This is a genomic window from Demequina globuliformis (assembly GCF_000975155.1).
Classification (GTDB): Bacteria; Actinomycetota; Actinomycetes; order Actinomycetales; family Demequinaceae; genus Demequina; species Demequina globuliformis.
Genome location: NZ_BBRG01000006.1, coordinates 25,611 through 37,488 on the forward strand (window position 1 = coordinate 25,611; position 11,878 = coordinate 37,488).

The 11,878-nt window shown below is 66.0% G+C and carries 10 protein-coding genes; 2 read left to right on the forward strand and 8 right to left on the reverse strand.

Annotated features, from left to right (window positions below; translation table 11 throughout):
- Positions 1-108 precede the first annotated feature (108 nt).
- From AOP75_RS12160 to AOP75_RS12170, 3 genes are all read right to left on the reverse strand, one after another.
- Positions 109-1,749, reverse strand: coding sequence for an MDR family MFS transporter (locus tag AOP75_RS12160; protein ID WP_062079361.1), 1,641 nt, complete (start codon positions 1,747-1,749; stop codon positions 109-111).
- Between the two features lie 191 nt (positions 1,750-1,940).
- Positions 1,941-2,552 (reverse strand): TetR/AcrR family transcriptional regulator, encoded by a 612-nt coding sequence (locus tag AOP75_RS12165; RefSeq protein ID WP_062079362.1) that lies wholly within the window; start codon positions 2,550-2,552, stop codon positions 1,941-1,943.
- Positions 2,553-2,619: 67 nt separating this feature from the next.
- A complete protein-coding gene (locus AOP75_RS12170) occupies positions 2,620-4,974 on the reverse strand; it encodes a hypothetical protein (protein ID WP_062079363.1) in 2,355 nt (784 codons plus the stop codon).
- A 113-nt stretch (positions 4,975-5,087) separates the two neighbouring features.
- On the opposite strand from AOP75_RS12170, the gene AOP75_RS12175 reads away from it, so the two are divergent.
- Positions 5,088-5,327 carry a hypothetical protein gene (locus AOP75_RS12175; protein ID WP_062079364.1) on the forward strand — a complete coding sequence of 80 codons (240 nt, stop codon included), beginning with the start codon at positions 5,088-5,090 and terminating at the stop codon, positions 5,325-5,327.
- Positions 5,327-5,824 carry a hypothetical protein gene (locus AOP75_RS12180; RefSeq protein ID WP_152650085.1) on the forward strand — a complete coding sequence of 166 codons (498 nt, stop codon included), beginning with the start codon at positions 5,327-5,329 and terminating at the stop codon, positions 5,822-5,824. Before AOP75_RS12175 ends, AOP75_RS12180 begins: the two co-directional genes overlap by 1 nt.
- Positions 5,825-5,889: 65 nt before the next feature.
- On the opposite strand, the gene AOP75_RS12185 is transcribed toward AOP75_RS12180, so the two are convergent.
- The 5 genes from AOP75_RS12185 to AOP75_RS12205 all read right to left on the reverse strand — a co-directional run bounded on the left by AOP75_RS12185 (position 5,890) and on the right by AOP75_RS12205 (position 11,653).
- Complete coding sequence (locus AOP75_RS12185; protein WP_062079366.1) at positions 5,890-6,999, reverse strand: branched-chain amino acid aminotransferase; 1,110 nt, start codon at positions 6,997-6,999, stop codon at positions 5,890-5,892.
- Between the two features lie 123 nt (positions 7,000-7,122).
- Positions 7,123-8,166, reverse strand: a complete 1,044-nt coding sequence (locus AOP75_RS12190) for a 3-isopropylmalate dehydrogenase (protein ID WP_062079367.1) — start codon at positions 8,164-8,166, stop codon at positions 7,123-7,125.
- Positions 8,163-9,191, reverse strand: coding sequence for a ketol-acid reductoisomerase (gene ilvC / locus AOP75_RS12195; RefSeq protein ID WP_062079368.1), 1,029 nt, complete (start codon positions 9,189-9,191; stop codon positions 8,163-8,165). The genes AOP75_RS12190 and ilvC overlap by 4 nt, the downstream gene beginning before the upstream one ends.
- 109 nt (positions 9,192-9,300) lie before the next feature.
- A complete protein-coding gene (gene ilvN / locus AOP75_RS12200; protein WP_062079369.1) occupies positions 9,301-9,819 on the reverse strand; it encodes an acetolactate synthase small subunit in 519 nt (172 codons plus the stop codon).
- Positions 9,820-9,823: 4 nt separating this feature from the next.
- Complete coding sequence (locus tag AOP75_RS12205) at positions 9,824-11,653, reverse strand: acetolactate synthase large subunit (RefSeq protein ID WP_236683177.1); 1,830 nt, start codon at positions 11,651-11,653, stop codon at positions 9,824-9,826.
- Positions 11,654-11,878: the final 225 nt, after the last annotated feature.

Sequence of the window (11,878 nt, forward strand, 5' to 3'; positions counted from 1 at the left end):
GGTACCAGCGGTGACCCCGAAAACACGTGAGCCCGCCAGGCCCCACGCGTGCCGCCGGGATGCGGCTCATCGTGGGCCCTGACGGGCCGTGTCGCGAGTGCGGCGGGACTACTCCCGCTCGCGGGTGACGCCGGCATGCACGGGCTCGCCGGCGCCGAGCTCGGCGGCGACAATAGCACCGTCCTCCGCGTCCGCCTCAACCGCGTCGTCCACGGTCGTTGCGAGTTCCGTCTGCTTGACGAACAGCAGCGAGATGAACGCCACGACCGCCAGCGGAATCATGAACGCGAAGATGGGCAGCAGCGCCTCGTTGTACGACTCGATGACGGGAACGCGGATAGCGTCCGGGAGAGAGTTGACCAGTGCGGGGGTGAACGAGTTGGAACTGTCGCCAGTGGCTGCTGCCGCATCCCCCAGCCCGTCGAGGTGATCGTGCAGCCCGGTTGTAAGGCGAGTGGCGAACACCGAGCCAACGATCGCGGACCCCACGGTCGCACCCACTTGGCGGAAGTAGTTGGTCGCGGCAGTCGCGGTGCCGACCATCGAGTTCGGGAACGAATTCTGCACAATGAGCACGATGATCTGCATGCCAAGGCCGATCCCCACGCCAAATACGGCCATCGCGGCACACATTGCCCACGTGGGCGAGTCCACCTCGAGAATCGACATCAGGTACAGCCCCGCGCCCATCACGGCCGCGCCGGCCAGCGGGAATGCCTTGTACTGTCCGGTGCGCGAGACCACTTGGCCAGACACAATCGAGGACACAAGTAGGCATCCCATCATGGGCACCATGAGCAGTCCCGCCGTGGTGGCGGAGACGCCCGTCACCATCTGGATGTAGGTGGGCATGTAGCCGATGGCGCCGAACATCGCGACGCCGATCATGAGCGCGGCCAGCGTCGCGGCATTGAAGTTGCGGTCGCGGAACAGCGCCAGCGGGATCACGGGAGCGGCGGCGCGCGACTGGGCCCACACAAAGAGGATCGACAGCACGACGGTGGCTCCGATGAGACTGAGCACCTGCACGCTGTCCCACGCGTATGTGCCACCGCCCCACGTGCACACGAGCACCAGGGTCGTGGTCGCGGCAGACAGTAGCGCCATGCCCAGGTAGTCGATCTTGACGCGGGATTGGGCCCTGCGCGGCGGAAGCTTGAGGAATGCGACGGTGGTGGCGATCGCGACGAGGCCTAGCGGGACTGACATCCAGAAGGCCCAACGCCAGCCCGGGCCTTCCGTGAGCCAGCCGCCCAAGAGCGGCCCCGCCACGGAGGCAACGGCGAACGAGGACCCCATGATCCCCATGTACTTGCCGCGCTCACGAGCCGGAACCACGTCAGCGATGGCCGCCTGGGACAAGATGATGAGCCCGCCACCACCAAGGCCCTGAATCACGCGGGCGGCGATCAGCACCTCGATGTTGGGTGCAAGGCCGCCAACGATGGAGCCGATGATGAACAGCGTGATGGCGGTCAGCAGCGCCGGCTTGCGCCCCACGATGTCGCTCACGCGCCCGTAAATCGGCATCACGACGGTGGAGGCCAGAATGTAACCGGTGATGACCCAGGTCATGTGGTTCATGCCGTTGAGCTCGCCCACGATGGTCGGCAGCGCCGTGGAGAGCACCGTCTGGTTCAGCGACGCCAAGAGCATCGTGACCATGAGGCCAATGAACAACAGGGTGAGGTGGCGCTTCGCTTCCGGAGTGCGCGTGACTCCGGGGCTCGCGACATGGGTGGTCGACACAGGTTCTCCTAGCGAGGTCAGGTGGCGCGTCGGGGACGGCGCGCAGCAGGTTCCAGGCGCCCGTCTGGCGGGCCGGATTCAACTGCCCCATAGCGGCATATGTACTAGTGCAGTTTATGCACTAGTGCAAGATTTGTCCACGCGGATCGACGCTCAAGACCGCGCATCCGCTCCGCCGCGCGCGGCGACGGTCACAGATCGTTCGCGAGAATCCGCTGGAACAGCGCGATCGTTTCCTTCATGTCATCCTCAGGACGGGCCGATGCCCCGGTACCGATGGGCCCGTCTGTCACCTTGAGAGCGGCGCTGGCGAGCAGCACGAGGGAGCGCAGAATGCGAGGGTCGCGGGAGATCTCGACCGCCCACGGCTCGTCAGCGCCGGCAATGAGAGGCGCAATCAACTCCTCCACAATCGCGGTGTGCTCGGCCACGCGCACTCGCAATCCGGGGAACTCCGTCACGAGCGCGCGCCGGGCGGGGCGTCCAATGTCCACCACAATTCCCGCGCGCCACACGACCGAGATGAGGTCAATGACAGCCTCAAAGACGTTGGTGGCAGCCTGCTCGCGGAAACGGTCGAGCACCACGTCGGACACCACGGGAGCGTTGAGCCCCAGCATCGCGTCCTCTTTGGACGGGTAGTAGTTGAAGAACGTCCTGCGCGACACCCCAGCGCGTTTGGCGATCGCGTCGATTGTCGCGCCCTCAAGCCCACCGGTGCGGGCGAGGTCCACAGCGGCCTCGTGCAGGTCTCGCCAGGTCTGCTCACGCTGGCGCTGACGCAGGCCAGGGGTGTCAGTCATGAGTCCATTCTTGCACTGGTGCAGGGAAGCCGAGGAGACTCCCCTGCACCGTTCAGGCTGAGATTCGCTAGCGACGGGCGCGGGAGCGCTGACGCGAGCGCAGGTCGCCCTGCGTGAGGAGCACCGCGCCCGCGATGATCAGCGCCGCCGCGGCGAGCACGAACGCGTTGAGTCCGTCCGGTCCAGTGGTCGGCAGCTCCGCTTCCACGCTGGCCCCAGTGCCAGATGCGCTCGCTCCCGTCCCTGAGCCATCCGGCGCCACGTCGGTTTCGCTGTCCGCGTCGCCGCTGCCGTCTTCCCCCGGGTTCGCCGGTGCAGTCACGTCCGGATCCACAGCCCCGCCGGGGGTTGAGTCGCCGTCGCCGTCCGGTTCTGGGGTGACCGTCGGGTCAGGAGTCACGGTCGGGTCAGGAGTCACGGTCGGATCCGGGTCCACACCAGCTGGCGCCCGGACCGTCACGGGCGCCTCTGCGCGAGCTCCCGAGGCTGCCATCACCACGAGCGTGTGGTCACCCACCGGAGTCCCTGCGGGCACTGCGGCAGACAGCACCAAGGTGCCTGAGGCATCGGCCTGCCCGGTGGCGATCAGCTGCGGATCGCTGTTGAGCCACACCTCGGCGGCATCACCCGGAAGCAGACCCTCGGCTTTCACGCCGATGGTGCCACCCGCCTCGACGCTACTCGCCGACAACTCGACGCTGGCGCTCGGCGCGGCGACCGAGATCGTCACCGGCGCACGGTGCTCACCAGCTACGTTTGTCGCGACAATGGTGAGCGTGACGTCACCGCTCGTGGGAGGTATGCCCACCAATCGTCCACTTGTCGCAGAACCTTCCCACAACAGCCAGTCAGGCGCTCCTTCAAGCACGACCGCAGGCGCGGGGCCGCCGTCGACCGCAACGTCCACCGCAAGCGGCATGCCCGCGACTCCGGACAAGGAGTCCGGAAGCTGGATGGCGGGCACCGTGGGCCGTGCGATCGTCCACTCCATGGTCGCAGTTCCGTCCCCCAGTGAACCAATCAAGGCATAGGTCGCGGTGCCACTCAGGATGTCGACGCCCGGCTCGAGGACGGGAGTACCGGTGAGCGACGCCGTTCTGTCCCGCCCCACGACGGCTGCAAGACCAGGAATGCCGCTATCGACACGTACGTTCCAGATCCCTGCCCCCAGCAAGATCGGATCGATCGGCTCACCTTCCCACAGCTGGATCGCCGGTAGTTGAACATCGTCTGGGTCGCTACCTACCAAGATCTCGATGGCGGTTCCAAAGCCCGATATCGCGTTGCTCGCCGAGATCGCGGGCGCGAACAAGCCGATCGTGGTCGGCGTGCCCGTCACAAGTCCCGAGCTCGAGATGCTGACACCCTCGGGAAATTTAAACCCGATGACCGTTGGCGCAGGGTAACCGGTCAACTTCAATTGGTAGGGGGTCATCTCTTTCCCGACGACCAGCGTCAGCCTCTCAGGCTCGAAAGACACCGGGGCCTGGATCTCAAGAGAAACCGCCACCGGCCCAGTGGTGCCGGCGGAGTTCGTCGCTTCCATCGTGAACTCGAATAGGCCTCCTTCGGTGGGCGTGCCCGCGAGGCGTCCACCACTGTACGCGGACTCCCACGACAACCAGGGCGGCGCCCCGACCAACGTCACGGTCGGCGTGGGAACCCCGGAAACGGGCACAAAAAACGCCAAGGGCGTGTCCACCCGGCTCACGAGCGAGTGCGGGAGTGTCATGGCCGGCACCCGAGGGCGATCAATTCTCAGATCAATCGGAACGCTCGACGTGCCGTAGGCGTTGCGGGCAGTGACCCACAAGACCACTCGCTCCCCGTACGGTCCAGGCGGCAGGGCCGCCGTCCCCTGGAGTGCCAAGAAGTCCCCCCGCCGCTCGAAGGTTAAACCCGCCGGGAGTGTGGTGTGTTCGAACTCCGTGATTCCTTGCCACGAGAACATATCCAAGCTCACCTCATCGCCCGCGAGGACCGTGACTAACCGAGCCCCCAGGAAGACCGGAGGCTCGCCCGCATCGATGGTGAGCGTGCCTTGGTGCCCATTGCTGAAGGTAAGGCCCACGGCAGTGGTGCCAGCAGATGTCGGTGTGCCCGTCACGAGCCCCGTGCTCGACACTGACAACCCATCTGGGACGTTCTCCGCCGTGACCGTCGGGGTGGGGGTCCCGCTCAACTCAATCTGGTACGGAGCCATCGGTTCGCCTACGGTCACAATGACTGTCGCGAGTGCGATGGTGTCCGGCGCTGAGGAGGCGACGGCGTCGCCCCGCACAAGGCCCGCAGTTGCCCCACGATCGGGCGCAACGTGCACCGAGGCAGCCGCCGTCGCCGGGACGGCAACGAGGCCCACTGCGCTGATCCCCAGAACGATTGCTGCAATGGTCGTGCGGGCGCGCCTCAAGCGGATATTCACTCCGTTGTCCCCTCGATAAGGGGGAGCCCCACAGCGTCCACCCGTCGCCAACACTAGCGGTGAAACACCAGGAGCGATACCACTCGTTCGCCGGGACATCGCGTCACGGTGCTGTGAGCGCCGTGCTGTCGTACGGTGCGCTCGACCTCGTCTTGGCCGTCATCGCCATCGCTACCGGGTGGATCCTCTCAGGAGACCTCACACACGAGCCAGGACACCGCGACCCACACCGCGCCGGGCACCCCGCTCAGTCGCGCGAGGGCACCGGCATAGGATCACCGTGGTGCTCGAGTTTCTACACTCCGCTGAGCGCCATCTCGTCGGAATGGGGAGGGTCGGTGAAGACAGGGTGATGAGTCAACGACGTAGTCAACTGCCAGCATGGGGGTCAGCGACTGCGCGCGTGCTCCTCGGCGCATGGGCACTGGTCCTGCTGGTCACACTTTTTCCAGAGAATCTGCGCACGTGGGACGACCCGAATGCGTCTGTGTTGCCGTCTGAACGCACCATGCCCGCATGGGGCAACCTCGCCATGATGGCGATCATGGTCGTGACCGCGGTCGCTCTTGCCGTGGGTTGGAGGGCACGACGGCGCTTGGATCGCCAAGCACCCAGAGCCGCGCAAGTCCTGACATGGGCAACGGTCGCCGGTCAACTGGCGTGGGCCGGTGTCCTGATCGCTTCACTCGTCGTATCGATGGCACCGGCGGCCGAGGAAGCCGTCATCGGCACGGGCCCAGGCATAGTGCTGGACGGGTTCGCTGGGCTCGTCGCGTTGGCCACCGCGTTCGTGGCGGCAAGGGACGCGATACACCTGCGACGTACAGCTGATGCGGCCGGCACCGGCTAAACGGCGGGGCAGTTCGAGGAACCCGAGGCGCAGGCAGCGACAGGTGCCTCCACTCCTCCTGCTACCTAACCGACGCGGTGCATCCAGCCGTAGGTGTCCTCCGCACGGCCGTACTGAATGTCCGTGAGGCGCTTGCGAATCGCCATGGTGACGGCGCCTGCCTCTCCCCCGTTAATGGTGAGGTCAAAGTCCGGGGATGCGAGGCGGCCCACAGGAGTGACGACCGCAGCGGTGCCGCAGGCGAAGACCTCCGCGATGTCCCCTGAGTCGACGCCGGCGCGGATCTCGTCAAGCGTGATGTCCTTCTCGACAACCTTGCGGCTGTCATCATCGAGGAGCTGAATCACGCTTGAGCGCGTGATCCCTTCGAGGATGGTGCCGGTCAGCCGGGGCGTCTCAACGGTGCCATCCTTGCGCACCACGAACACGTTCATGCCGCCCAGCTCTTCCAGATAGCGGCCATCCTTGGCGTCGAGGAAGAGCACCTGCTGGCAGCCGTTCTCGAACGCCTGCTGTTGAGGCAGAAGCGACGCGGCGTAGTTGCCACCACACTTGGCATCACCCGTACCTCCAGGGCCAGCGCGGTGGTAGCCCTGCGCGACCCAAATCGATACCGGCTTCACGCCGCCGGAGAAGTACGGCCCCACAGGCGAGGCAATGAGCAGGTAGTCCATCACGTGTGCCGGTCGCACGCCCAAGAACGACTCCGAGGCAAACATGAAGGGTCGCAAGTACAGGCTGGATTCCTCGGCACTTGGCACCCATGCCTCGTCCACAGCGACAAGCGCCTCGATCGAGCCCAGGAAGTCGTCGATGGCGACCTCCGGCATCGCCAGGCGGCGGGCCGACTTGTTGAAGCGCTCGGCATTGGCTACCGGGCGGAACGACCACACTGAGCCGTCGGCCCAGCGGTACGCCTTCAGCCCCTCGAAAATCTCCTGCGCGTAGTGCAAGACAGCAGCAGCCGGGTCCAACTGAAGCGGACCGTACGGCTCCACGCGGCGCTCGGCCCACCCCTCGCCCTGGCGCCACTGCATCCGGGCCATGTGGTCGGTGAACTGCGTCCCGAACTTGAGGTCAGAGAGCGCCTGTGCCCGAGCATCGGCCGAAAGCGGGTTCGGGTGCGGACGGACAGCGAAAGCCTCAGCGCGTGAGGAGGGAGCGGCGGCGGTCACGTCGGAGCCTTTCTACTGCGTTGTGTGGAGCGTTGGCAGTCACTGAGTGCCGGAAATCAGTCGATTCCGGCACTCAGCGACTGCTCGGACGCAAAGGTGCGGCGTCACACCGCGGGGTGCGGACTAGCCGCGAATACGGGCGGCGAGCGCGTCGCCAATCTGCGCGGTGGTGCGCTGCGAGCCATCCTTAGCCGCGGCATCGGCCGCAACGGCCTCCTCCACGCGAGCAGCAAGCTCGGGGTAGCCAAGGAAGTCCAGCATGAGCCCCACCGACAGCACGGTCGCGGACGGGTCCGCAATACCCTTGCCAGCGATGTCCGGCGCCGAGCCGTGGACCGGCTCGAACATGGACGGTGCGGTCTTGTCAGGGTTGACGTTGCCCGACGCGGCCAGGCCAATGCCACCGGAAATGGCGGCGGCCTGGTCGGTCAGGATGTCGCCGAACAGGTTGTCAGTGACGATCACGTCGAACTTGCCGGGGTTGGTCGTCATCACGATGGTCGCGGCGTCGATGTGCAGGTAGTCCCACGTCACGTCAGGGAACTGAGGCGCCACGGCCTCGACGGTGCGGCGCCACAGGTGACCGGCGTGCACCAGCACGTTGTGCTTGTGCACCAGCGTGAGCTGCTTGCGGTCGCGCTTGGATGCCACCTCGAATGCGTAGCGCACCACGCGCTCCACGCCGTGACGAGTGTTCACCGAGACCTCGGTCGCGATCTCGTGAGGCGTGTCGACGCGCAGTGCGCCGCCGTTGCCCACGTACGGACCTTCGGTGCCCTCGCGGACCACGACGAAGTCGACCTCGTCCACGTCGCGCAGGGGCGACACCTCGCCCGGGTACAGGCGGCTGGGACGCAGGTTGACGTACTGGTCGAGCGCGAAGCGCAGCGGCAGCAGCACGCCACGCTCAAGCACGCCGGACGGCACTGACGGGTCACCGATGGCGCCCAGCAAAATCACGTCGTGGCTCTTGATCGCGCCCAGGTCATCCTCGGTGAGGGTGTCGCCCGTGGCGTGCCAACGCTCAGCACCCAGGTTGAAGTCGGTGGTCTCGAAGGCGATGTCGGTGCCCTCGGTGGCAGCGGTCAGGCACTTCAGGCCCTCCGCGACCACCTCAGGCCCAATGCCGTCCCCCGCGACAACAGCGAGCTTGTAGGTCTGAGTCATCGGGCGGTCTGACCGTCCACGTAGTCGGTGTCCACGTCGTTCTTCCACGCGAAGAGCTTGCGCAGCTCGCGGCCGGTCTCCTCGATGGGGTGGCCCTCACCCTTGGCGCGCAGCTCGGCGAACTCCTCGCCGCCGTTGTCCTGGTCACCAATGAAGCGCTCGGCGAACGCGCCGGACTGAATATCAGCAAGCACGGCCTTCATGTTCTCCTTGACGTCGGGAGTGATGACGCGGGGGCCGGAGACGTAGTCGCCATACTCAGCGGTGTCAGACACGGACCAGCGCTGCTTGGTGATGCCGCCCTCCCACATGAGGTCCACGATGAGCTTGAGCTCGTGCAAGACCTCGAAGTAAGCGATCTGAGGCTGGTAGCCGGCCTCGGTCAGCACCTCGAACCCGTACTGCACCAGCTGGGAGGTGCCGCCGCACAGGACGGCCTGCTCGCCAAAGAGGTCCGTCTCGGTCTCCTCGGTGAAGGTGGTCTTGATCACGCCGGCGCGAGTACCGCCAATGCCCTTGGCGTAGGACAGCGCGAGAGCCCACGCGTTGCCGGAGGCGTCCTTCTCCACGGCGACGATGTCGGGGATACCGCGCCCCGCAACGTACTCGCGGCGCACGGTGTGACCGGGAGCCTTGGGGGCGATCAGCAGCACGTCAACGCCCTCGGGCGCCTCGATGTAGCCAAAGCGAATGTTGAAGCCGTGCGCGAAGGCGAGTGCCTTGCCCTCGGTCAGGTGCGGCTTGATGTCGTTGTTGTAGATCGCGCGCTGGTGCTGGTCCGGCGCGAGGATCATGATGACGTCTGCCCACTGAGCGGCGTCCGCGACGGAGTTGACGGTGAAGCCGTCCTCCTCAGCCTTGGCGGCGGACTTGGAGCCGTCGCGCAGCGCGACGCGCACCTCGACGCCCGAGTCGCGCAGGTTCTGAGCGTGCGCGTGCCCCTGCGAGCCGTAGCCAACGACCGCGACCTTCTTGCCCTGGATCAGGCTCAGGTCGGCGTCGTCCTCGTAGAACATTTCAGCCATGCTGTTTCTCCTTCAGCGGTAGTGCGCTTGTGGTGGCGACGGGCCGATGCCTCGGGGGCAGCGGGCGCCGCACGTTGAGTGGGGTATTCAGTTGAGGTGGAGTGGGGCGTCACGCAGAGGCGCGGTCAAAGGCGCGCTCGGTGATGGACCGGGCGCCCCGGCCGATGGCCACGGTGCCGGACTGGACGATTTCGCGGATGTCGTGAGCGCTGAGCGCCGTGAGGAGCGCCTCGAGCTTCTCTCGCGTGCCGACGGCCTCGATGACCAGCGAGTCCGTGGCCACGTCGACGACGTGTGCGCGGAACAAGTCGACCACCTGGAGGACGTCCGCACGCTGGCGGGCGTCGGCCCTGACCTTCACCAGCAGCAGGTCACGCTGGACCGACTTCTCACGCTCAAGCTCCACGATCTTGAGCACGTGCACCAGTTTGTTGAGCTGCTTGGTGACCTGCTCAAGCGGAAGCTCATCCACGTCAACCACCACGGTGATGCGGGAGATCTCCGGGTGCTCGGTCTGGCCCACCGCGAGCGAGTGGATGTTGAACGCCCGGCGCGAGAACAGGCCGGCGACGCGCGCGAGCACGCCGGGCTTGTTCTCGACGAGGACGGAAAGAGTGTGCCTAGTCATCGTCTTACTCCTCCTCGCCGCGGTCCCACTCGGGGGCAATGCCGCGGGCGTACTGAATCTCGTCGTTTGACGTGCCGGCCGCGACCATGGGCCACACCATTGCGTCGCGCGACACGGTGAAGTCCACGACCACGGGCTGATCATCAATTTCCATGGCTCGCTTGATGGTCGCGTCCACGTCCGCATCGGACTCGCACCGCAGTCCCACACAGCCCATGGCGTCAGCGAGCTTCACGAAGTCGGGGATGCGGCGGGTGCCATGCCCGGTGTGCAAGTCCGTGTTGGAGTACCGCTCGTTGTAGTACAGGGTCTGCCACTGGCGCACCATGCCCAGCGACGAGTTGTTCACGATCGCCACCTTGATGGGGATCTCGTTGATGGCGCACGTCACCAGTTCCTGATTGGTCATCTGGAAGCAGCCGTCGCCATCGATGGACCACACCGTGCGGTCGGGCTCGCCGACCTTCGCTCCCATCGCCGCGGGCACCGAGAATCCCATGGTGCCCAGGCCGCCGGAGTTGATCCACGAGTTGGGGCGCTCATACCTAATGAACTGGCTGGCCCACATCTGGTGCTGCCCCACGCCGGACGTGAAGATCGTGTCCGGTCCGGAGATTTCACCCAGTCGCTGGATCACGTGCTGCGGGCTCGACAGGCCGTCATCGGTGGGGGTGAAGCCCAGGCCGTAGGTGTCGCGCCACTGGTCGATCTGCGTCCACCAGGCCTCGAGGTCGGGCTTGCCGTGCTTGCGGTGCTCCTCCTCCAAGGCGGGCACCAACACCTCAAAGACCTCCTTGAGGTCGCCGACGATAGGAACGTCGACGGCGCGGTTCTTACCAATCTCAGCGGGGTCGATGTCCGCGTGCACGATGGTCGCGTGGGGAGCGAACGATTCCAACTTGCCCGTCACGCGGTCATCGAAGCGAGCGCCAAGCGCGACCACCAGGTCAGCCTTTTGCAGCGAGGCCACCGCGGCTACGGTGCCGTGCATGCCCGGCATTCCGACATGCTGGGGGTGCGAGTCCGGCAGAGCGCCGCGCGCCATCAGCGTGGTTGTCACCGCTGCGCCCGACAGGTCGGTCAACTTGCGCAGTCCGGCAGAGGCTCCCGAACGGATGACGCCACCACCCACGTACAGCACGGGGCGGCGGGCGGTCGCGAGCAGGCGAGCCGCCTCTTGCACCGTCTTGGCGTGCGGACGAGCGCCCGAGTTGAAGCCTGGCAGATCAATCCGCTCGGGCCACTGGAAGTTCATGGTCGACTGCTGCGCGGACTTGGTGATGTCCACGAGCACCGGACCGGGGCGCCCGTGCGTGGCGATGTAGAACGCCTCCGCGATGGCCTGCGGGATCTCGTTGGGGTCCGTCACGAGCACGTTGTGCTTCGTGATGGGCGCCGTGATGCCGACAATGTCCGCCTCTTGGAAGGCGTCCGTGCCGATGAGGCTGGCACCCACCTGCCCGGTGATGGCCACCATGGGAATGGAGTCCATGTTTGCGTCTGCGATGGGCGTGACCAGGTTGGTGGCGCCGGGGCCTGACGTCGCGATGCACACCCCGGGCTTGCCGGTGGCGTGCGCGTACCCCTGCGCTGCGTGGCCGGCGCCCTGCTCGTGCCGCACCAGGATGTGACGGATGCGCTGCGAATCCATCAGCGGGTCATAGGTGGGCAAGATGGCTCCGCCTGGAAGCCCAAAGACATCCGTAGCGCCCGCGCATTCGAGCGACTTGATGATCGCCTGTGCGCCCGTCATCTCCTGGCCATTGTTGGCCTGAGCGAAGGACTGCGGCTGCGCGGCGAGCGCGGAAGGCTTGGGTGCCTTGACCTGTGCCATCTTCTCTCCCATTGAGTCGATCGGTGGTGAGGCGATTCCCGCGTCCGCCTCCACATGGAAAAACCCCTCGGCCTTGGTGGCTGTCGGGGTATGCGCGCGGACGTTGCCTGGGCTTGGACTAGATGTCCGCGCGCCCGGTAACTACGAGAATCGTCTGCATGTGGACGACTCTACGCCCGCTACTGACAGAAAGTCACCATCTGGAGAGATAATCTCACATCGTGG

Coding starts and splice junctions, on each gene's coding strand:
- AOP75_RS12180 (WP_152650085.1), top strand. CDS start 5,327: ATGAGTCAACGACGTAGTCAACTGCCAGCATGGGGGTCAGCGACTGCG.
- AOP75_RS12205 (WP_236683177.1), bottom strand. CDS start 11,653: ATGGCACAGGTCAAGGCACCCAAGCCTTCCGCGCTCGCCGCGCAGCCG.
- ilvN (WP_062079369.1), bottom strand. CDS start 9,819: ATGACTAGGCACACTCTTTCCGTCCTCGTCGAGAACAAGCCCGGCGTG.
- ilvC (WP_062079368.1), bottom strand. CDS start 9,191: ATGGCTGAAATGTTCTACGAGGACGACGCCGACCTGAGCCTGATCCAG.
- AOP75_RS12190 (WP_062079367.1), bottom strand. CDS start 8,166: ATGACTCAGACCTACAAGCTCGCTGTTGTCGCGGGGGACGGCATTGGG.
- AOP75_RS12165 (WP_062079362.1), bottom strand. CDS start 2,552: ATGACTGACACCCCTGGCCTGCGTCAGCGCCAGCGTGAGCAGACCTGG.